The 22,150-nt window shown below is 41.5% G+C and carries 22 protein-coding genes; 14 read left to right on the top strand and 8 right to left on the bottom strand.

What is annotated here, in order from left to right:
* Window positions 1–1,353: an alkaline phosphatase family protein gene (locus PHEP_RS02125; RefSeq protein ID WP_012780603.1), complete on the top strand. Its 1,353-nt coding sequence runs from the start codon at window positions 1–3 to the stop codon at window positions 1,351–1,353.
* 13 nt (window positions 1,354–1,366) lie between these two features.
* Here the strand turns inward: PHEP_RS02125 and PHEP_RS02120 are convergent, their stop codons facing one another.
* Entirely contained in the window at window positions 1,367–1,633 is a 267-nt protein-coding gene (locus PHEP_RS02120) for a hypothetical protein (protein WP_012780602.1), read from the bottom strand.
* 152 nt (window positions 1,634–1,785) lie between these two features.
* Here PHEP_RS02120 and PHEP_RS02115 point away from each other — a divergent pair, with 152 nt between their 5' ends.
* Entirely contained in the window at window positions 1,786–2,262 is a 477-nt protein-coding gene (locus tag PHEP_RS02115; RefSeq protein WP_036675429.1) for an RNA polymerase sigma factor, read from the top strand.
* 3 nt (window positions 2,263–2,265) lie between these two features.
* Entirely contained in the window at window positions 2,266–2,808 is a 543-nt protein-coding gene (locus PHEP_RS02110; RefSeq protein WP_012780600.1) for a hypothetical protein, read from the top strand.
* On the opposite strand, the gene PHEP_RS02105 is transcribed toward PHEP_RS02110, so the two are convergent.
* Window positions 2,801–3,928, bottom strand: a complete 1,128-nt coding sequence (locus tag PHEP_RS02105) for a D-TA family PLP-dependent enzyme (RefSeq protein WP_012780599.1) — start codon at window positions 3,926–3,928, stop codon at window positions 2,801–2,803. The genes PHEP_RS02110 and PHEP_RS02105 overlap by 8 nt on opposite strands.
* Before the next feature lie 279 nt (window positions 3,929–4,207).
* Between PHEP_RS02105 and PHEP_RS02100 the strand changes: the two genes are divergently transcribed.
* From PHEP_RS02100 to PHEP_RS02075, 6 genes are all read left to right on the top strand, one after another.
* Window positions 4,208–4,741: an NADPH-dependent FMN reductase gene (locus tag PHEP_RS02100; RefSeq protein ID WP_012780598.1), complete on the top strand. Its 534-nt coding sequence runs from the start codon at window positions 4,208–4,210 to the stop codon at window positions 4,739–4,741.
* A 90-nt stretch (window positions 4,742–4,831) separates the two neighbouring features.
* Window positions 4,832–8,221 (top strand): isoleucine--tRNA ligase, encoded by a 3,390-nt coding sequence (gene ileS, locus PHEP_RS02095; RefSeq protein ID WP_012780597.1) that lies wholly within the window; start codon window positions 4,832–4,834, stop codon window positions 8,219–8,221.
* A gap of 5 nt (window positions 8,222–8,226) precedes the next feature.
* Window positions 8,227–8,607 carry a TraR/DksA family transcriptional regulator gene (locus PHEP_RS02090; protein WP_012780596.1) on the top strand — a complete coding sequence of 127 codons (381 nt, stop codon included), beginning with the start codon at window positions 8,227–8,229 and terminating at the stop codon, window positions 8,605–8,607.
* Window positions 8,607–9,209 (top strand): lipoprotein signal peptidase, encoded by a 603-nt coding sequence (locus tag PHEP_RS02085; protein ID WP_012780595.1) that lies wholly within the window; start codon window positions 8,607–8,609, stop codon window positions 9,207–9,209. Before PHEP_RS02090 ends, PHEP_RS02085 begins: the two co-directional genes overlap by 1 nt.
* A gap of 83 nt (window positions 9,210–9,292) precedes the next feature.
* Window positions 9,293–10,000, top strand: coding sequence for an SIMPL domain-containing protein (locus PHEP_RS02080; protein ID WP_012780594.1), 708 nt, complete (start codon window positions 9,293–9,295; stop codon window positions 9,998–10,000).
* Window positions 10,001–10,150: 150 nt separating this feature from the next.
* Window positions 10,151–10,465, top strand: a complete 315-nt coding sequence (locus PHEP_RS02075) for a hypothetical protein (protein ID WP_036675425.1) — start codon at window positions 10,151–10,153, stop codon at window positions 10,463–10,465.
* An 85-nt stretch (window positions 10,466–10,550) separates the two neighbouring features.
* Here PHEP_RS02075 and serS read toward each other — a convergent pair whose 3' ends face one another.
* Window positions 10,551–11,822, bottom strand: a complete 1,272-nt coding sequence (serS, locus tag PHEP_RS02070; RefSeq protein WP_012780592.1) for a serine--tRNA ligase — start codon at window positions 11,820–11,822, stop codon at window positions 10,551–10,553.
* Window positions 11,823–11,864: 42 nt separating this feature from the next.
* Here serS and rsmI point away from each other — a divergent pair, with 42 nt between their 5' ends.
* The 3 genes from rsmI to lnt are packed head-to-tail and all read left to right on the top strand — an operon-like array spanning window position 11,865 to window position 14,904.
* On the top strand, window positions 11,865–12,584 hold the full coding sequence (gene rsmI / locus PHEP_RS02065) for a 16S rRNA (cytidine(1402)-2'-O)-methyltransferase (protein WP_012780591.1): 720 nt from the start codon (window positions 11,865–11,867) through the stop codon (window positions 12,582–12,584).
* Between the two features lie 48 nt (window positions 12,585–12,632).
* Window positions 12,633–13,274 (top strand): PH domain-containing protein, encoded by a 642-nt coding sequence (locus PHEP_RS02060; protein WP_012780590.1) that lies wholly within the window; start codon window positions 12,633–12,635, stop codon window positions 13,272–13,274.
* Window positions 13,275–13,284: 10 nt separating this feature from the next.
* Complete coding sequence (gene lnt, locus PHEP_RS02055) at window positions 13,285–14,904, top strand: apolipoprotein N-acyltransferase (RefSeq protein ID WP_012780589.1); 1,620 nt, start codon at window positions 13,285–13,287, stop codon at window positions 14,902–14,904.
* Here the strand turns inward: lnt and PHEP_RS02050 are convergent.
* Entirely contained in the window at window positions 14,901–16,541 is a 1,641-nt protein-coding gene (locus tag PHEP_RS02050) for an NAD+ synthase (RefSeq protein WP_012780588.1), read from the bottom strand. The two genes, lnt and PHEP_RS02050, sit on opposite strands and share 4 nt — an antisense overlap.
* Before the next feature lie 39 nt (window positions 16,542–16,580).
* The gene (locus PHEP_RS02045; RefSeq protein ID WP_012780587.1) at window positions 16,581–17,234 is read right to left on the bottom strand and encodes a porin family protein; all 654 of its coding nucleotides are present in this window, start codon (window positions 17,232–17,234) and stop codon (window positions 16,581–16,583) included.
* Window positions 17,235–17,277: 43 nt separating this feature from the next.
* Here PHEP_RS02045 and gldB point away from each other — a divergent pair, with 43 nt between their 5' ends.
* Window positions 17,278–18,306 carry a gliding motility lipoprotein GldB gene (gldB, locus tag PHEP_RS02040; RefSeq protein WP_012780586.1) on the top strand — a complete coding sequence of 343 codons (1,029 nt, stop codon included), beginning with the start codon at window positions 17,278–17,280 and terminating at the stop codon, window positions 18,304–18,306.
* 5 nt (window positions 18,307–18,311) lie between these two features.
* Window positions 18,312–19,082: a patatin-like phospholipase family protein gene (locus PHEP_RS02035; protein WP_012780585.1), complete on the top strand. Its 771-nt coding sequence runs from the start codon at window positions 18,312–18,314 to the stop codon at window positions 19,080–19,082.
* Here the strand turns inward: PHEP_RS02035 and PHEP_RS02030 are convergent.
* Genes PHEP_RS02030 through PHEP_RS02020 form a run of 3 tightly spaced genes read right to left on the bottom strand, consistent with a single transcriptional unit; the run spans window position 19,071 to window position 22,150 of the window.
* Window positions 19,071–19,790, bottom strand: coding sequence for a 2-phosphosulfolactate phosphatase (locus PHEP_RS02030; protein ID WP_012780584.1), 720 nt, complete (start codon window positions 19,788–19,790; stop codon window positions 19,071–19,073). The two genes, PHEP_RS02035 and PHEP_RS02030, sit on opposite strands and share 12 nt — an antisense overlap.
* A gap of 36 nt (window positions 19,791–19,826) precedes the next feature.
* On the bottom strand, window positions 19,827–20,906 hold the full coding sequence (gcvT, locus tag PHEP_RS02025; RefSeq protein WP_012780583.1) for a glycine cleavage system aminomethyltransferase GcvT: 1,080 nt from the start codon (window positions 20,904–20,906) through the stop codon (window positions 19,827–19,829).
* Between the two features lie 41 nt (window positions 20,907–20,947).
* Complete coding sequence (locus PHEP_RS02020; RefSeq protein ID WP_012780582.1) at window positions 20,948–22,150, bottom strand: glycosyltransferase family 4 protein; 1,203 nt, start codon at window positions 22,148–22,150, stop codon at window positions 20,948–20,950.

The raw sequence follows: 22,150 nt of genomic DNA, 5'->3' as shown, positions 1-22,150 counted from the left end.
ATGAAGAAAACTGTAGTTATTGATGTAGTTGGCCTGTCGGCAAACCTGATTGGAAAATATACCCCATTCCTGGAAAAGTATATCCAGGACAAAAGCCTTGCTGCTATTGCGCCCATGCTGCCAGCAGTAACTACAGCGGTGCAATCGACCTATTTAACAGGTAAACAACCTTCAGCACATGGTATAGTGGGCAATGGCTGGTACGACCATGCCGATGCAGAGGTCAAATTCTGGAAACAATCCAACAAACTGGTACTGGCCGATAAGATCTGGGACCGGGCAAAAAAAGAAAACCCGGGCTTTACCTGCTCCAATATGTTCTGGTGGTATAACATGTATTCCAATGCCGATTATTCGGTTACCCCAAGGCCCAATTACCTGGCCGACGGACGGAAAATGCCCGACTGTTATTCAGAACCTGCCGAGCTGCGCGATATTTTGCAGGAGAAACTGGGGCAATTCCCTTTATTTCAGTTCTGGGGGCCTGGTGCCAACATTAAATCCTCAAAATGGATCGCCGATGCCGCACTCATTACAGATGAACTGTATGACCCGACCCTGACCCTTATCTATCTGCCACATCTTGATTATTGTTTACAAAAATTTAGTCACAATTTTGATCAGATCGGAAAAGAACTCAGGGAAATAGATGAGGTGCTGAAAAACCTGGTACAATATTATGAGCAGCAGGATACCCATATCCTGATACTTTCCGAATATGGCATTACGCCAGTAAGTAAACCGGTACACCTGAACCGGGTGTTCCGGGAAAACGGCCTGCTACAGATACGGGTGGAGCGTGGACTGGAGTTACTGGACGCCGGGGCTTCAAAGGCTTTTGTTGTAGCCGACCATCAGGTGGCACATGTGTACATTAATGACCCATCGGTAAGGGTACAGGTTAAAAGCCTTCTTGAAAAAACGCCGGGTATTGCTTTAATTTTAGATGACGCAGGCAAAAAAGCACATGGAATGGACCATCCGCGGGCAGGAGATTTTGTACTGGTTGCAGAACCGGGAAGCTGGTTTACCTATTATTTCTGGCTGGATGATGCAAAAGCACCCGATTATGCAAGGTGTGTGGACATCCATAAAAAACCCGGATATGACCCGGTTGAAATGTTTATGTCTTCCAAACCCCGTGCAGCTTATAAGCTGTTAAGAAAAAAGGCCGGTTTCCGCTATGTGATGGATGTGATCCCTCTGGATGCTACGCTGATCAGGGGTTCCCATGGCAGCATAAATACCCCGGTTGAATTTCATCCTGTTTTAATTACGGACAAAGCCATAAATTCAGAAAATGTGGAAGCTACAGCCGTTTATGAACTGATCTGGAAAGCCCTGAATACCTAATAAAAACAGGTGATTATGGCCTGTTCGTAGTTGCAGCAGGCTCTGTAGTTTCAGGTTGTTTCTCCGGATCCAGCTGCACCTCATCGTCGTTTACTTTTTTAGCAAACAGGATAGGGTATACAAACCATAGGGCCCCTATTAAAAACAACAGTCCCGAAACCTTTAACACCCAAACGCTGGCTGCAGAGTTGGAGGGTTCCATAATTTTAAATGCGATGAGTCCGATAATGCCTAAAATAATGACATATACGGCTTTCTGAAGTTTCAATACTTTTATCATGGCGCAAGTATGATTAGATCCGAATAATTAACAAAAATCAAACCAATAGTGTTTTAATATCTTATTTATTGACCAAACTGTAAGGAAGCATTGTTTTCTGCAACTTATAGATAAAACAATTGATATGGATATCTTTAATAAAAATGCAGGTTATGGATGAAAAGCAGTTCCTCACATTAATTGATGGGCACCAGGGTATTATCCATAAGGTTTGCAGGCTTTACCGTGACAGCCCGGAAGATCAGGAAGACCTGTTCCAGGAGATCATCTATCAGCTATGGCGGGGGATCCCTTCTTTTAAAGGCGAAGCCAAAGTAAGTACCTGGATCTATCGTGTAGCTTTGAACACTGCTATTGCCGCTTTCAGAAAAAAGAAACCGGAAATTGAATACACTATTGCTTTACCCGATTTACTGGAAGAACCGCAAAGTGAAGAGCTGGCATTAAGGCAGGAGCGCTTATTTGCAGCCTTAAAACAGCTGGACGAGAGTGAAAAGGCTATCATTACCCTCTATTTTGAAGAACTCAGTTACCAGCAGATTGCGGAAGTAACAGGCATTAATGAAAATTATGTTGGTGTTAAGCTCAACAGAATTAAAAACAAGATTCAAAAACTTTTAAAATTATAAACCATGGAATTAGACGATTTAAAATCTACCTGGAACCGTGCAGCAGCACCAGCAAAAACAACCGACGAGCTCCTTTTTATGCTAAAGGAGAACAATCATCCCGTATTAAAGGGCATCAGGAAACAGTTAACGATAGAGGTATTGGGCTGGTCTTTTTTTCTGGGGGTTTATTACACCATGTTTGATGGGGGGCAGAAACCTTTGCTGATTAACCTGCTGCTAATAGCAGGGGTGCTTTTTTCAATTGTTCACAACCTGATGGGCTATGGCCTGGCCAAGTACCTTGAGACAGACCTTTCAGTTAAAAAAGCATTGGCGCATTATTTATTGAAGCTGAAAGTTTATGCCCTTACATCTGTTGCTTCCAGGGTATTTCTTTGGACGGGTTTTATTTTATTTTTTACGTATAACATTCGTTTTACCGGCAGTAAGTATGTATTGCTGATAGTAGCAGTTACGATCTTTGTTGTTCAGCTGGTTGTACTGGGCAGGATATGGATGATGCGTTTAAAAAAATTAAGCAACACCACAGCAGGCTTTATGTAAATATTTTCCTGTCCCTTGCAATGATCTTCCAGCTAGCGGTGGCTTTCCTGTCTTCAATCAGTGTTGCGGCTTCATAAAGGGCGCAGGTTGGACAAATATGATAGGGCAGGACATAAAAAAGATCACCAATTTTCCAGGGATGGTTTTCAGCTGCGTCGAGCACCAGGTGTTCTTCACTCTGGCTTTCAACTTTAAAATCGGGAGCATTCAGAAAGTAGCCCCGCTGCGACAAAACACGTTCAGCTGCGATAGATTTATGGCCCAGATCCATACATACTTTTGTACTGCCGGGTAAGGAAACGACCCTGCTCAATACCAGGGCAGCCGGAAGAAAGCCTTGTTCAGAAAGGTCATCCAGATAACTTTTATCCCAAAAAACAAAAGTACCGGGACTACATTCGACACCAGGCTTTTTGGCGTAGACCGGGAAACCAGGGGAGCCCCCGATAATGATATTTAGCTGCTGGTATCCTCTTTTTTCCAATTCCTGTTTTAAGGATTCGACCATCAAAAATATCTCTTCGCATAAGGTTTCCCTTTCCTGAACAGGGACCTGCTGTATGTGCCCATCATAAGCATGAAGGCCAAGCAATTGAATGCCATTTAATTTAACTGCATCCTCAAATAACTGTATGGCACAATGATCCGGCTGGATGCCGGTCCTGTTCATTCCTACATTCAGATCGATATAAACAGGGAGTTCTAACTGTTCGGAACTGGCCAAAGCCGATATATTTTTTGCAGTTTCAAGGTTATCGATCAGGCAGGAGAACCTGGTATCCGGATATTTTCTGATCAAAGAGATCAGCCTGGCCAGTTTAGGCCCAAAGGGCTGATAAGCCAGTAAAACATCTTTTGCAGCAAGCATTCCCAGCATTTCGGCTTCTGCAATAGTGGCGCATTTAAATTTATTTACGCCTGCATCCATTAGCAAACGGCTAACTTCCTTTGTTTTATGTGTTTTAACATGGGGTCTTAAGCGTGCTGGATCGGCAATGATATCGATAGCATGCTGAATATTTGTTTTGACCCTATCCAGGTAAACGACCAGGGCTGGTGTATCCAACTGGTCGGTATTGTTTATAGCATACCATTGCTGTTCCGTCATCTCTTTTTGCATAGCATTCCAATTGTTTGCTAATTTAAAAAAAACAGGCGTTTATACCATCAATGCACGCAAATATAGCAATGTCAGAAACAAGGCCCCTGTGCGGTAAACACCGAATAGCATCCTGTCATCTTTTATGGCGACAATTTGGAAGTTTGAATTAATATTTAGATAATTGTTTAAACGTCACTGGTTTTATCATAATTATCCCAATAGTTTATTCCTATAACTTTCAAAAGAGTTCCAAAACAATACACCAGGATAAATACCGGATAGCTAAATAATCTAAAAATGAATGTACTGGTTATTATCGGAAGTGCAGGTAAGCAATCTTCGGGCAGCAGGCTGATGGCAATGTTCGGGGAACTTACCGTCCCGGATTTTACGATCAGGATTTGGGAGGATTTGGAAAGCCTTCCGCACTTTGATCCTTCGTTAACCTCATCTTTTCCTGCCAATGTTGCTGCAATACTATCGCAAATTGAACTGGCAGATGGTGTCGTGTTCTGCACGCCTGAATATATTTTCAGTATACCTGCCAGACTAAAAAACTTACTGGAATGGTGTGTCGCTACAACCGTATTCACAGACAAACCGGTTGGCATAATTACCGCATCAGCAAATGGGGAACAGGGACATGCACAATTGCAACTAATTATGCATACCCTTGGCGCAAAACTAAGTGAAGATGCCCAATTGCTGATAAAGGGTATTAAAGGCAAATTTGACAGTCAGGGTGTACTTTTAGATTCAGATGTACTGCAGGCTCTCGTTAAATTTTCTGCTGGGTTTAAAATACTTCTTGCTGAACGTAGAAACAATTAAGACGTTATAAAACAAGGACATCAGAAACACTTCAATTTTTCATTTGAAAACCTTAACTTTGCATCCTTAATTTTTGGAGATACTTGATTGATGTATAGGGAATTTAAACAACTGGAACTAGCCAAAATAGGCAAAGAGATACTTGATTTTTGGAAAGCGGAAAACATCTTTGAAAAAAGCATTTCAACGAGATCAAAATCTAACCCTTTTACTTTTTATGAAGGCCCTCCTTCGGCCAACGGAATGCCTGGCATTCACCATGTAATGGCCAGGGCCATTAAAGATATTTTTTGCCGGTACAAAACACAAAAAGGATTTCAGGTAAAAAGAAAAGCAGGCTGGGATACGCATGGATTACCTGTAGAACTGGGTACAGAAAAAGAACTGGGCATTACCAAGGAAGACATTGGCAAGACCATTTCTATTGAAGCCTATAATGAAGCCTGTAAAAAAACGGTGATGCGTTACACGGATGTTTGGAACGACCTGACTGAGAAAATGGGCTATTGGGTTGACATGAGCGATCCTTATGTAACTTATAAGTCGAAATACATGGAGTCTGTATGGTGGCTTTTAAAACAGATCTATGATAAAGGCCTGCTGTATAAAGGCTATACCATCCAGCCTTACTCGCCAAAAGCAGGTACAGGTTTAAGTTCACATGAAGTGAATCAGCCAGGCGCTTACCGTGATGTAACAGACACTACTATTGTTGCACAGTTTAAGGCACTGCCTGAAACATTACCCGTATTTTTACGGGGGTTTGGCGACATCCACCTGATGGCCTGGACCACGACACCCTGGACATTGCCATCCAATACGGCGCTTACTGTTGGACCCAAAATCGATTATGTACTGGTAAAAACCTTTAACCAGTATACTTTCCTTCCGGTAAATGTAATTATAGCCAAAGGCCTGGTTGCCAAACAATTTGGCAAGCTTTATTTTGAAAGCCAGGCTGCAGAAGATTTTGACAACTTTGCGACAGGCGACAAAAAAATACCTTATCAGATTTTAGCAGGTTTTAAAGGTAAAGACCTGGTTGGGATTAAATACGAACAGCTTTTACCTTATACCCTGCCCTACCAAAATCCTGAAAATGCTTTCCGTGTAATTTCCGGAGATTTTGTGACTACCGAGGATGGAACGGGTATAGTGCACACTGCCCCAACTTTTGGCGCGGATGATGCGAAAGTTGCAAAAGAAGCTGTACCTGAAGTACCTCCAATGCTGGTATTGGATGAAAATGGGATACCTGTACCTTTGGTAGATTTACAGGGCAAGTTTACTGCGCATGTTGGCGAACTGGCTGGGAAATACGTGAAAAATGAGTACTACGAAGCTGGTATGGCCCCGGAAAAATCGGTAGACGTAGAAATTGCCATCCGCTTAAAAGAAGAGAATAAAGCCTTTAAGGTTGAAAAATACGTACACAGTTACCCGCACAGCTGGAGAACTGATGAGCCGCTGTTGTATTATCCGCTGGATTCCTGGTTCATTAAGGTAACAGATGTGAAAGACAGGATGTTTGAACTGAACGAGACCATCAACTGGAAGCCAAAATCGACAGGTGAAGGCCGTTTCGGGAACTGGCTGAAAAATGCAAACGACTGGAACCTCTCGCGTTCCAGGTATTGGGGGATCCCACTACCGATCTGGAGAACTGAAGACAAGAAGGAGGAGGTGATCATTGGCTCGGTTGAAGAATTGTACCAGGCCATGGAGCTGTCTGTTGCATCAGGCTTCATGAAGGAAAATCCTTTTAAAGGATTTGAGATCGGGAACATGACAGAAGAAAATTATGAGCTGGTTGACCTGCATAAAAATGTGGTAGACGAGATTGTACTGGTTTCTGCTTCAGGAAAACCGATGAAACGCGAAAGTGACCTGATCGACGTATGGTTTGACAGCGGCGCCATGCCTTATGCACAATGGCATTATCCGTTTGAAAATAAAGATAAAGTTGACAGTGGCACGGATTTCCCCGCTGATTTTATTGCAGAGGGTGTTGACCAGACCCGTGGCTGGTTTTATACCTTACATGCCATAGGCGCATTGGTTTTTGATAAAGTTGCCTATAAAAATGTAGTGTCGAACGGATTGGTGCTGGACAAAAACGGACAAAAAATGTCTAAACGCCTGGGCAATGCTGCCGATCCGTTTAAAACCCTGGAAGAATACGGTCCTGATGCCACACGCTGGTACATGATCAGTAATGCAAACCCCTGGGACAACCTGAAGTTTGACATAGAAGGGATTGCCGAGATCCGCCGTAAGTTTTTTGGTACACTTTACAATACATATGCCTTTTTTGCCCTGTATGCAAATATTGACAAGTTTGAAATTGACCAGGATAACCTTACCCCGGTGGCAGAACGCAGCGAGCTTGACCGCTGGATCTTATCTTTATTACAGACATTGATTGCAGAGGTTGACGAAAGCTATAACAGCTACGAACCTACCAAAGCAACCAGGGCCATTCAGGCTTTTGTGGATGAGCACCTGAGCAATTGGTACATCCGCTTATCGCGCCGTCGTTTCTGGAAAGGCGAAATGACTGCAGATAAAAAAGCAGCTTATGAAACGCTGTATACCTGCCTGATCAGTGTAGCGCAAATGATGGCACCGGTGGCACCGTTCTTTGCAGACTGGCTGTATAGAAACCTTTCGGCTACAGAAAACAATGCAGCAGAATCTATCCACCTTGCTTTGTGGAAAGAAGCTGATGCGACATTAATTGACACTGAACTGAACGAAAGGATGCAGCTTGCGCAGGACATTTCTTCCATGGTATTGTCGCTCCGCAAAAAAACAGGCATCAATGTGCGCCAGCCTTTGGCAAAAATTTTAATCCCCGTACTGGACAACAAATTTGCGGCAAGGGTAGAGCTGGTAAAAGAACTCATCTTATCGGAAACCAATATCAAAGGGATTGAGTACATCACTGATACTGCGGGCTTTATCAAGAAAAAAATAAAACCTAATTTTAAAGCATTGGGGCCTAAGGTTGGCAAAGACATGAAAATGGTTGCCGAACGGGTAAGCAATATGAACCAGGAAGAGCTGGCAAATTTTGAAAACACAGGCAAATATCTGGTTAGCGGCACGGATTATGTGATTGAGCTTGGCGATGTGGAAATTATTGCAGAGGACATTCCGGGATGGCAGGTAACCAATATGGGCAGTTTAACGGTTGCACTTGACGTTTCGATCACTGAAGCGCTAAAACAGGAAGGCTTATCGCGGGAGCTGATCAACAGGATCCAGAACTTAAGAAAAGAATTGGGTTACGAGGTGACAGACAGAATTACGGTGACTTTACAAAATCATAACCTGGTAAACGAAGCAGTAGCACAAAATAAAACATACATTTGCGCTGAAATTTTGGCGGATAACATTAACTTAACGGAAACTTTAGATAACGGAAACAAAATAGTAATCGATGAGGTTGAACTACAAATTTTGATTGCACAACAATAATTATTATGGAAAAAGAGAAAACAAGGTATTCTGACAGTGAATTACAGGAATTTAAAGAATTGATCCTAGAGAAATTGAGAATGGCAAGAGAAGAATTTCTTGACCTGACCAACTCATTGAGCAGCCCTAACTCTAACGGAACTGAGGACACTTCTGGTACTTATAAAACATTGGAAGATGGTTCGGCAACATTGGAAAAAGAGCAATTGAACCAACTGGCAGCCCGTCAGAAAAAGTTCATTGAAAATTTAGAGGCAGCATTGGTGCGCATTGAAAACAAAACTTACGGCATTTGCAGGGAAACCGGTAAACTGATCCAAAAGGAACGTTTACGCGCTGTTCCACATGCCACTTTAAGTATGGAAGCTAAACTGAAGCAGTCGTAATGAAAGGCTATACAAAACCTTTATTAGTTATCTTCTTTGTTTTACTTGCAGATCAGCTTTTAAAGACCTGGATAAAAACCAATATGTATCTTGGTCAGGAATTCAAGATCATTGGGAACTGGTTCATTATCCATTTTACAGAAAACAACGGAATGGCCTTTGGTTTAGAATTTGGAGGTGAATTTGGCAAGCTGGCTTTGTCGTTATTCAGGATTGCTGCTGTTGCGGGAATTGGTTATGGCCTGCACTATCTGATCCAGCGGAAATACCACAGGGGACTGATCCTGAATGTAGCATTGATTTTTGCCGGGGCGCTTGGAAATATCATCGATTCGGTATTATATGGTAAAATATATGGTTATGCCAGTTTGTTTCATGGTCGTGTAGTAGACATGTTCTACTTCCCGCTGATTGAAGGTGTTTTCCCTAAATGGGTGCCTGTTTGGGGCGGTGAAGATTTTATATTTTTCAGACCTGTATTTAACATTGCTGATGCAGCCATATCTGTCGGCGTGATTCTCATACTTGTATTCCAGAAATCTTATTTCAAGGAAGAAGTAGTTGAAGAAATTGGGCCTAATAATGAGATGGTTGAAGAATAATTGGTAAATATTATGCGTATAGATATGGAATTGGTATGAAAGTTTCATCTATATATCAAATACACAAAAGAAAAATTTACATTATGAAAAAGTTATTAAGCCTTGCCATTGTTGCCCTGTTTAGTGTTAGTGCTATGGCCCAACAAGTAGACCTGCGTAAAAAGATCAGTGTTAGCGGGTCTGCAGAAACCGAAGTTACCCCAGATATCATTTACATCAGCATTTCTTTAAAGGAATACCTGAAAGATGGCAACAGCAAGAAAAAAGTTGACATTACTACACTGGAAAATGAACTGTTTAGTGCGGTTCAGAAAGCCGGACTGGAGAAAGAAAACCTAACGATCAATAACCTGTCGAGCTATACGACCATTACAGAAAAGAAAAAAAATCCGGATTACCTGGCCAGCAAACAGTACCGCTTAAAGGTGAACGATCTGAATAAATGGAATGCGATTATCGGTGCAATTGATGCCAAAGGCGTAGCGTATACCAATATAGACAGCTACGATTATTCAAAGATCAGCAGCTTAAAACAGGAGCTTAAAATTAAGGCCTTACAGGCTGCTAAAGCAAAAGCAACGTATCTGGTAGAAGCAATTGGTGATAAACTGGGCAGTGCCCTGGATATTCAGGAAATTGAAAACCAGGTTTATCCTCAGGCCATGTACCGTGCTTCTAATGTAATGATGAAAGCTGAAAGTGCAGATATGGCTGGTGCAGGTGCAGCAGAGATCGATTTTAAGAAAATAAAACTGAACTATGTGATGAATGTAGTATTTGAGATCAAATAAATTTAATTCTGACCAGAACTGTATACAGTTTTAATAAAAAATGATTAAAAAAACCTATCAATTAAGTTTGGTAGGTTTTTTGTTATTTAAAGATTGTTGTTGTAATACAGATAACAGCGGCATGCAATTAAACCAAAAAAAATGAAGATTATGAAAAAATTAATTTACGCACTGGTACTCATTTTTACACTGACTGCAACGGCTAATACTGTTTCAGCTGCAGATAAAAACAATAAGGCCAATACAGAAATGACTGCTGAGCAAAAAGTTCAGCTGGAAAGGATTAAAACCCGTGTTGAAGAGATCAGGGATATGGATAAGTCACATTTATCCAGGTCGGAGAAAAAAGAACTCCGTAAAGAGTTGAAAGAATTAAAAACGCAGGCACGTGCAATGAGTGGTGGTGTTTACCTTTCTGTAGGTGCAATCATCATTATTATTTTATTGCTGATCCTTATTCTATAGTATTATTAACTACCCATATATATAAACAAGCTAACATCTACCTGTTAGAAACAAAAAGCTTCCCTTCCGGGAAGCTTTTTATGTTTTAATCAATGTATTCAAAGCCTGTATAGGGAACCAGTACTTCTGGAATTTTAATTCCCTTAGCTGTCTGATTGTTTTCCAGAATGGCTGCAACAATACGTGGTAGCGCCAAAGCACTACCATTTAAAGTATGGGCCAGTTGTGTTTTTCCTGTTGCACCTTTAAAACGTAATTTAAGTCTGTTGCTCTGGTAGGTTTCAAAGTTAGATACAGAAGATACTTCCAGCCAGCGTTGCTGGGCAGCGCTCCATACTTCCATATCATAGGTCATGGCTGCAGTAAAGCCCATATCGCCCGCACATAGGCGCAACACACGGTAATGTAAGCCTAGTTTTTGCAACAGGGTCTGTACATAAGCGCTCATTTGTTCGAGTACTTCATAAGATGCTTCAGGATGAACAATCTGTACGATCTCTACTTTATCGAACTGGTGCAACCTGTTTAGGCCGCGGACATGTGCACCGTAAGATCCTGCCTCGCGACGAAAACATGGTGTATAACCTGTGTTTTTTACCGGCAGTTCTTCTTCTTTTAAAATGACATCCCTGTAAAGGTTGGTAACCGGTACTTCTGCTGTAGGAATCAGGTACAGGTTATCGATACCAACATGGTACATTTGTCCCTCTTTATCTGGCAATTGCCCGGTTCCAAAGCCTGAAGCTTCATTTACAAGGTGGGGCACCTGCATTTCCCGATACCCTTCTGCAGTAGAATGGTCTAAAAAGAAATTGATCAATGCGCGCTGTAAGCGTGCGCCCTTACCTTTATAAACCGGGAATCCTGCACCTGCAATCTTGGTACCCAGTTCAAAGTCTATAATATCGTACTTTGAGGTCAGCTCCCAGTGCGGCAACGCAGTTTCTGTAATGGCTGCAGGTGCGCCATGCACATACACCACTTCATTTTCTTCAGGCGTACTTCCTGCTTTTACCAGATGGTATGGCAGGTTGGGTAATTGTACGAGCAGGTTGTGCAGTTTGCTTTCAGCTGCTGCCAGTTCATCGGACAGGGTCTTGATCTGCTCTTTATTGGCTGTTGTTTCTGCTTTAAGTACTTCAGCTTCGTCCTTTTTCCCATTGCGCATCAGCTCACCAATCTGTTTGGCACTCGAATTTGCAACAGCAGAGAGGTTATCCAATGAAGTTTGAAATTGTCTTCTTTCTTCGTCAGTTTTAATAATCTCATCAACCAGCTCTGGTTGTTTAAAGTTTCTCAGGTTTAAGCCTGCTAAAACTTTCTCTCTGTTTTCGCGGATATAGTTAACTTGCAGCATTATTTATTTTTTAGACAAAGATAGTAGAGTTAAGCTTTAAAAATGACAACAGGAAAACTTTTTCTAGTGCCAACCCCAATCGGCAACCTGGAGGACATGACCTTGAGGGCCATCCGAATTTTAAAAGAAGCTGATGTGATCCTGGCAGAGGACACCAGGACCAGCGCACCTTTATTAAAGCATTTTGGAATTGATAAAAAGGCCTACTCACATCACCAACACAATGAGCACCAGGCAACTGCCGAGATTATCCGCTTTTTGAAAGAGGGCAAAAATGTGGCCCTGATTTCTGATGCAGGAACGCCGGCAATATCAGACCCTGGGTTTTTCCTGGTAAGGGAAACTTTAAAAAACGAGCTGCAGGTAGAATGTTTACCTGGCGCTACGGCCTTTGTACCGGCATTGGTGAATTCAGGATTGCCATCTGATGCTTTTGTTTTTGAAGGCTTTTTGCCGGTAAAGAAAGGAAGGCAGACGCGCCTGAAAAAACTGGCGGAAGAGGAACGCACAATTGTACTTTATGAAAGTCCGCACCGCCTGTTAAAAACACTTGAAGAATTTATAAACTATATGGGACCTGAGCGACAGGCTTCGGTAAGCCGGGAGCTGACCAAACTATATGAAGAAACCGTAAGAGGTACCCTGGCCGGAATAAAATCACATTTTGAAAACAATATATTAAAGGGGGAATTCGTAATTTGTGTGGCCGGAGCCGAAGAGCCGGTGAAGAAGAAGAATAAATATAAAGATGAACGGGATTAATTGGGTTCAATTTTTGATGGGTATAAAGAATTATTATAAAGCAACAACATGATTTTAATAGATAGATTTTTAAGTGACGAACAGGATCCGAAGGCCGTTGAAAAGGTTTTAGGAAAACTAAATGACATGCTAACCAGCAATGAGGAACTGATTTATATGGCAGTACAGAAGAAACCGGCTGTAAATTTGCTTCCTGATTGTATTGCGGTAAGTAACAAACGTATTTTTTATTGTGAGCCGGGCAATTTTGGCATCACCATGAATTTTAAGGACATTTCCTGGAAAAGCATTAAAGAGGTCTCTTTTAAAGAAGAAATTTTTGGTTCTAAATTTATTTGTGTGCCTCTACATGGTGAAAATATCATTACAGAGTATATACCTAAAGCGCAGGCCCGTAAATTATATCAGGCGGCTTATGAACAGCTGGAAGCTTTTAAAGAGCAGTTAAGACAAGCAGAGCTGGAGGACAGACGGTCTTCAACTTCACCGGTTACGGTAAATACTGTTCCTGCTGAGCCTGTAGCAGATGAGGTGTCTCATGCCTTATTTTCGCAACCTTCTGCCCCTGTGGAAGAACCGGAAGACGAAACCACTTTAAAATTAAGAAAACTGAAGAGCTTATATGATAAACACCTGATTACACAGGAAGAATATGAAGCAAAAAAAGCGGATATTTTAGACAGTTTATAAGCGGCGGTTGATGAAATCTGGAAACACTGCCCTGTTGGCCCTGTTAAGTGCATTTTTAATGTGGCTGGCCTGGCCACCTATCCCTTATACTACCCCGCTGTTGTTAGTTGGGCTGGTTCCTTTATTGATTGCATTGGATAAGCTGATGCTTAAGGCAGAAGGGAAAACAGGTAAAAAGATATTCCTGACGGCTGGATTAACTTTTTTAGTTTGGAATACCGCCAGTATTTACTGGGTTTACAATGCCATTAGTGCCGTTAACAATGCGGTGGTAGCTGCGTTTGTGTCGCTCATCCCCTTTGGACTGGGGGCTTTACTAATGACTTTTGCCTTTTGGTTGTATTACCGGCTAAGCAGGGTGGCCAGTAAAAACATTGCTTACCTGGGCCTGCTTTCTTTTTATGTTGCCATGGAATACCTGCACCAGAGCTGGGACCTGGCTTTTCCATGGATGACACTGGGAAATGGCTTATCTGGTATGCACCAGCTGGCACAGTGGTATGAATATACTGGTGTTTACGGAGGCTCTGTATGGATATTGCTGAGCAATATTTTAGCTTTTGAAGCTTATAAGAAATTTAAAACGGTGTCTAAAGGTTACACCAGGTTAAGGCCTGTTTTAGGCTGGGCCCTGTTTATTTTGTTACCTGCGGGTTTATCGCTGACAAAATACAGCCAGTATAAGGAAAAGGAAGTTCCTGTAAATGTGGTAGCTGTACAACCCAATATAGACCCTTATTTAAAATTCGGAGGACTTTCTTCAGCTGAGCAGTTAGCGATACTTACCCGGCTTTCTGATTCGGTAGCACAACCCAACACGGAATATTTCATATGGCCGGAAACAGCCATACCAAGCAGGGTAGACGAGGACAGGATCCGTAGTGATGCCGATTTCATGACCGCACAGCGCTTTCTGGAGAAATATAAGAACGGCACTTTGATTACCGGCATAGAGAGTATAAAGTTTTATCCGGATCAGCAAACCTTATCGGCCAGAAAGTACAACAACGATTATGTTGATGTTTTTAATGGTGCCATACAAATAGAAAATTCTGCCAATGTACAGTTTTACCATAAGTCTAAACTGGTTCCCGGCGTAGAAAAAATGCCTTTCCCTACAGCACTGGCTGTACTGGCCCCTGTTTTTGAAGGCTTTGGCGGTACGGTGGGTGGTTATGGCTCGCAAAAAGAGCCGGGTGTGTTTTATGCTTACAGCGGAATTGGCGTGGCACCGGTGATCTGTTATGAATCTATCTGGGGCGATTGGATTGGCCAGGCCGTTAAAAACGGAGCCCAGTTTATTGCCATCCTAACTAATGATGGATGGTGGGGCAATACTTCGGGAAAAGACCAGCACCTGATGTATGCCAGATTAAGGGCCATAGAAAACCGCAGGTATGTGGTCCGGTCGGCCAACACGGGAATTTCCTGTTTCATTAACCAGAAAGGGGATATAATTAAACAAGCTGGATGGTGGACAAGGACTGCGCTTAAGGCCGACATCAATTTAAATGACGAGCTTACCCTTTACACCAAAACAGGTGATGTGATTGCCAAAGTTTTATGTGTTGTCGCACTTTTACTGGCCCTTATTATTCCATATAAAAAGTGGATAAAAAAAGCAGGCTAGGAAAGGTATTTACCTACAATTGGCATTCTTCGGCCCATGCCAAATGCCTTAGGTGAAACACGCAGGATTGGTGGGGTCTGGTAACGTTTAAACTCAGCTGTATTTACCATTTTGATGATCCGCCTGACCAACCCTTCGTCGTAGCCTTGTGCAATAATAGCAGATGAGCTTTGTTTCTGTTCAATATACTGGAACAGGATTTTATCAAGGATATCGTAGTCGGGCAATGAATCAGAATCTTTCTGGCCTGGTCTGAGTTCTGCTGAAGGTGGCTTAACAATAGAGTTTTCGGGGATTACAATGCCGTCTTTATTGATATAATTGGCCAGCTGATAAACCTGTGTTTTGTACACGTCGCCAATTACCCCGATAGCACCGCACATATCGCCGTATAATGTGCCATACCCCACAGCACATTCACTTTTATTGGATGTATTTAACAAAATATAGCCGAACTTATTGGACATGGCCATAACGACGATACCCCTGCACCTGGCCTGGATATTTTCTTCGGTAAGGTTAAATGGAAGGTCCTTAAAAGCGGGGGCCATCATATTGTCGAACGCATCAGCAGCTTCTTTTATAGGAATGACCTCATGCTCACAGCCAATGTTTTTCACCAGATCTAAGGCATCCTGGATAGAATGGTCTGAAGAATATTTTGAGGGCATCAGTACAGCCATTACATTTTCCGGCCCCAGGGCACGGCAGGCCAGTGCACAAACTATAGCAGAATCGATACCACCGGACAAACCCAAAACAGCTTTGCTAAAACCTGATTTGGCAAAATAATCTTTAATGCCCATTACCAGTGCTTGGTGAATCTGTTCTATGTCAGGAATGGCCTGGTGTTGCATGGGCACATAGCCCTTAATCCTATTATCCTCAAATTCATAGACGCGGAGGGCTTCCTTAAAATAAGGCATCTCGTCGATCAGGTTGCCTTTGGCATCGAAAGCCAGAGAGCCTCCGTCAAAAATGATCTCTGTCTGTGCACCTACCTGGTTTACATACAGCAATGGCAAATTGTATTTCCTGGCATTGTCTGACAGTACCACAACCCTTTCCTCATCATGACAATAAGAAAATGGAGAGGCTGCGATATTGATCATCAGTTTGGGCTTTTGCCTGATCAGCTCATCCATTGGAGAAGCAATATATAAAGGATTGTTGTTGATGTTCCAAAGATCCTCACAGATGGTAACAGCTATTTTGATGCCTTGAAAATCGATACATTCAAAATGACTTGCGGGTTCAAAATAGCGGTATTCATCAAATACATCGTAGTTGGGCAACAATGCTTTTTTTACTACTCTTTTTAAACGGCCATCTTCTATAAAATAAGCTGCATTATACAGGTCTTTACCCGCAAGTACATCATTTTTAACGGGCAGACCTACAATACAGGCTATGCCCTTACAGTGCTCCGCTATTTGCTGGGCCGACTTTTCACAAAGTTCAATAAACTCATCAAATTCAAGAAAATCACGCGGGGGGTAACCACATACAGCCAACTCGGCAAATACAATAAGATCAACCCCCTGGATTTTGGCCTGCTCAATATGGTCAATGATTTTATGGGTATTGTATTCGAAGTTACCGATATGATAGTTGAGCTGTGCTAATGCGATTTTCATGAGTTTATAATGATTGATTTCTTTTTAATGGTTATGATTTTAAAAGAACACGGCTAAATTCAGGCTAAGATAATGGTTACGCGCAGATGTATTTTTATCGCTGGTAATGTCTGTAAATCCATTGTTGTAAGTTAAACCAGCCATAATACTGGTGTTGCCTGAGATGTCAAACTCACCACCTGCCCCAATAATTAAACCAGCCCTGTAAAACTTAACATTAGCTTCGCCGTTTTTGATTTCCGGCTGGCCGGCAGCTTTACTGTCCAATTTGGCCCCAATCTTAAAGTCATTCGAAAGCCCGAACTGTCCGTACCAGCGCATTTCATTCATCTTAGCTGTTTTAAGCTTTACCGTTAAGGGGATTTCAATGTACTGAAGCTTGTACTTAAATTCATATTCGGCCTGACTGGAAGGTGTTCCCAATTGCCTTACCTCGGTACTTTTACCATTGATGGTCGTAATGGTTAACCCGGTTGAAAAGCTATAATTCTCTGCAAAATTGAAATCACCAAGTAGTCCATAAGAGAAGCCAAGTGAAACACTATTGCTCTTGCCAACCTCTGGTTTTATCCAGCCTATTGTAGGATGGGCCGTTAAACCCAGTCTGAAACTATAATCAGGAATTCTTAAATTCTGCGCAAAAAGGTTACCGGTTAAAAACAATAGCAATAAGCCTGGAAATAGTCTTTTCATAATATAGATATATTTTCTATTACTTAATTTATATTTGTGATTAATGATACATAACGTAAAAATCAGTCAAAGCTATCTATTTTTTCTGTTTATAATAACTTTTCTTTCCTGTAAGCAAAGTAGTAAACCTGACGTAAGCACCATACATCTGGATGTAAAAATTGAACGTTTTGATCAGGATTTATATGCCGGAAAAGAAAAAGACCTTAAACAGACAGACTTGTTGCTGCAAAAAAAATATGGTGTATTTTATGATGATTATGTACACCGAATGGTAGGTAATTTTAATTACAGCAATGAGGAAATTCTTTCTACATTGTATAAAGACCAGGCTTACTACGATTTGAACAAGGAAAAAGATAGTGTTTTTAGTAGTCTTACTCCAATAGAAAAAGACCTTACACAAACTTTTAAATATATTAAATATTACTACCCTAAAGCTGAGGTACCAAGGTTCATTTCGTTTATCTCGGGTTTTGCCGTACAAACCCCCATTGGGGATAATTATATGGGGATTGGCCTGGACATGTTTTTAGGTAAGGACAGCAAATTTTATATGGCCATTGTAGAAAGTGTGCCTTTGTATTTGTCCAGACGTTTTACCCCCACATATATTGTACCCAGAGTTACAGAAACTTACGCCAGGGAAGAACTTTTTCGGGAAAAAGATGAAGACCGGTCATTACTGTCGAAAATGATATACAATGGCAAAATCCTGTATTTTATGGATCAGGTATTGGCCGATGAAGTACCTGATTCTGTTAAGATTGGCTATACATCGAAACAGCTGGAATGGTGCAAAACTTTTGAAAGTGACATTTGGGGCTATTATCTGGCAAACGATTTATTATTTGAAACTGATTATCAGAAAATACAGGTATTTTTAAGTGAGGGTCCCTTTACCCCGGGACTGGGTGAAAAGAATGAGTCGGCCCCAAAGCTAGGTATATGGATAGGCTGGCAAATTGTTAAAAAGTATATGCGGGAAAACCCCACAGTTACGTTGCAACAGCTGATGACGGAAAAAGATATGCAAAAGATATTACAGGCTGCTAAATACAAGCCTAAATAATTGATATGGCTAAAATTGGAATTGTATTATCGGGTGGTGGCATACGTGGCATTGCACATTTAGGTGTTCTAAAAGCATTTATTAATGCGGGTATACAGTTTAGCCACATCAGCGGTACAAGCGCAGGATCAATTGCGGGAGCTTTTTATGCCGCCGGCATCGACCCTGAAGAAGGCTTAAATATTTTTATCAAAACCAAACTCCTTCGCTTTGTAAGACCTGCTGTTGGTGCTTTGGGTCTCATCAATATAGAGCATACTGCCGACTTGCTGAAGGCCTATTTTCCTGATGACAGAATAGAACACCTGAAGATTCCGCTTACCATTGCGGCGACCAATTTTAGCGAAGGCAAACTGGTTTACTTTAACAAAGGCCCACTGATCAGGGCGATACAGGCGTCAAGCTGTATTCCAGGTATCTTTAAACCGATTATGATTGAAGGGCAAATGTATGTAGATGGAGGGATATTGAATAATTTCCCTGTTGAGCCTTTGCTTGACAACTGTGATTTTATTATTGGTTCTTCATGCAATCATTTAAATCCTGTTGATAAGATGACCGGGATCACATCATTAGTGACCAGGGCCGGAATCATGTCTATTAACAAAGACATGGAGCAAAAAACTGCACTTTGTAACATTATGGTAGAGCCAAAAGGAATGGGGAGCATCAGTACTTTTGACATGGCGAAAGCTGAAACCATTTATTGGCTGGCTTATGAAGAAGCCCTAAAGACCATAAAAAACAACGAGAAATTAAGTGAGCTAAGCCTTTAAGGCTACCAGCGCCTCCCCTACCAGTACAGGGATTGCCTGGCATATATTAAGCTGTAAACAAAATTTCACATCTTCTTCAATGTTCAGCTCGGCCAATCGGTGACTGTGTGATGATTTATGAAGATAATTTCTAAGGTCATCTTTAGCCAGCAGGTACAAGTCTTCTGCCGCAACACATGAATCATCAAAATGTGTAAAATCCTTACGAAGTTCATTTACTACTGCACCAGCAAAAAGGGTATCTTCCAGGTTAAATTTATCTTTCCAGCCGGCACAAAGCAGCAGTACATCTTTTTCCTGGGATTTAAGCCAGCTACATAGTGCCTTTAAATTGAGAAAAGCACCAATTACTACCTGATGCGCATTTACCTGGGCAAGGTGCAATGCTTTTGTTCCATTGGTGGTAGTCAGCACTACTGTTTTATTTTTAACCTTATCACTAACGTAAGAAAATGGAGAGTTGCCAAAGTCGTAACCTGCTACAACTTCTCCATTTCTTTCTGCTGCCAATAAATAGCCTTTATCTGCATAGTTTAAGCAATCTTCAACATGGGCAACCGGAATAATTGCAGTTGCTCCATTGTCAATACCATATACAATGGAAGATGTTGCCCTTAAAATATCAATAACGACAACAACGCTTTCTTTAATATCGTACAGGTTTAATAATGCAGGAGTTAAACAAACTTCTATGCTTTTTTTATGCATACACAGACAATTGAGGGTTTAGGGCAGTTAAAGTATTTATTTATAAAAAGGGAATTTTACGATTTTTGCCAGTATTTTTTGGCTACGGATATGAATAAAGATCTCCGTTCCTTCTTTGGCAAAAGCTTTATCTATATATCCCATTCCTATTGCTTTTTGCAGGGAGGGCGATTGGGTACCAGAAGTAACTTTACCGATTACATTACCTTCTCCATCAACAATTTCGTAATCATGACGTGGTATACCCCTGTCGATCATTTCAAAACCAACCAGCTTTCTGGCCACCCCGGCTTCTTTTTGTGCAAGGAGTGCTTCTGAATTGGTAAATATTTTAGAGAATTTGGTGATCCATCCCAGTCCCGCTTCAATTGGGGAGGTATGGTCGTCAATATCATTTCCGTAAAGACAGAAACCCATTTCAAGGCGCAGGGTGTCTCTGGCACCTAAGCCAATGGGCTTGATGTTAAATGGTTTTCCCGCTTCAAAAATGGCATTCCAGATGGCATCTGCGTGTTCGTTGTCAAAGTAGATCTCGAAGCCTCCGGCACCGGTATACCCTGTTGCGGAGATCAGTACATTATCAACACCTGCAAATTTGCCCTTTACAAAATTGTAGTAGTCCATTGATGCCAGGTCAACATCTGTTAAGCTTTGCAGGGCTTCGGCAGCTTTAGGCCCTTGTATGGCCAATAAAGATGTTTTATCAGATATATTATGCATTTCCACGCCTCTGGTATTGAACTTTTGTATCCAGTTCCAGTCTTTTTCAATGTTTGAAGCATTCACCACAAGCATATAAGTAAGTTCATCAATGCGGTAAACCAGCAGATCGTCTACAATACCACCATTTTCATTTGGCAAGCAGGAATACTGCACCTTACCGTCATATAGTTTTGAGGCATCGTTACTGGTTACACGCTGGATCAGGTCTAAAGCATTTTCACCTTTCAGAATAAATTCACCCATATGGCTAACGTCGAAAACGCCAACGCTGTTGCGCACTGCAGCGTGCTCTGCATTGATGCCTTCGTATTGTACAGGCATGTTGTACCCGGCAAATGGCACCATTTTGGCGCCTAAAGAAATGTGTTTATTGGTTAGTGCGGTATTCTTCATACAGTTTAATATAAATAAAAGCGTGGCAAAGGTATATAAATTTAGGCACTAATTAATTTGTGGTAAATATCCAGCATCCGTTTAGAAATGGCATGGATATCATGATCCCTTTCTACTGTTTTTCTTGCATTATCGCCAATTTCGCGCCATTTTTTGGGATTGGTGATACATTGTAAAATAGACCTGTAAAACTCATCCGCAGTGTTGGCGATGAGAATATCTTTTCCATGCTCATAACTGATCCCCTCGGCAGCCATACTGGTAGCAATTATACATTTCCGCATAGCCATTCCTTCTATAATTTTAACACGCATTCCACTGCTGGACAATAGCGGGACAATCATAATGGCTTTAGAGTTTATAAACTCTATGGCATCAAAAATTTCACCTTCAACAACCAGGTTTTCAGAATCATATTCAAAAAACTGACGTTGCATGCTCTTGCCTGCAATATAAAAACGAAGTTCAGAATTTAGTTTTTCTATATCGGGCCATATTTCATCCAGAAACCATTCCAGACCTTCTTTATTGGGCCGCCAATCCATAGCCCCCAGATGAAACAAAGTAGGGAAACTGGTTTTAGTCTGGTCAATAATGTATTTTTCAAAATCAAGGGCAACAGGAAAAACATCCAAAGGAGCCTGGCAACCAAATTTAAGTATATGCTGTCGGTCAGGTTCACTAATGGCAAATACCTGGTGGAAACGGTTAAGCTGTTCTGTTTCGTAGTGTTTTAAACGACGCGCTAAAAACTGCAGATATCTCCTTCTGGGCGTAAACTGTTCCCTCATCGCGATACGCTCCCAAACATCAAATTCTATATTATGTGCCCGGTAAATTATCTTGGCATTGCTGTTGGCCTTAACAGTATCAAGATATGGCACTACAAAAAGTCCTTCAAACTGAATGATGTCAAATTCATTTTCCTTTAAAATATCTTCCAGTAAACGCCCGGCATCTTCATCAAAAAACCTGGATACATTATAGGATTGATTGGAAAAGATGTTGAGGAGTGCCCCCCATACATTTACTTCGGTATCAATGCTGAAAGAATGGAATTCTATCTTTTCAAAAACAGGATCATAGATATCGTCTACATCTATTCTGTGCTTACTGGTATTGATACTGAACAAGGTAATGTCTACCCCAAGGTTTAGCAGGCCTTTAATGGTATTGTAAACCACTATAGGGTAACCACTGTTGGGTGGAAAGGGAACTCTGTTTGTAAGAATCAGTGTTTTCAA

The sequence above is a fragment of the Pedobacter heparinus DSM 2366 genome (assembly GCF_000023825.1).
Lineage (GTDB): Bacteria > Bacteroidota > Bacteroidia > Sphingobacteriales > Sphingobacteriaceae > Pedobacter > Pedobacter heparinus.
The sequence above is the reverse complement of the archived record's forward strand: the minus strand, read 5'-3'. Positions and strand labels throughout refer to the sequence as shown.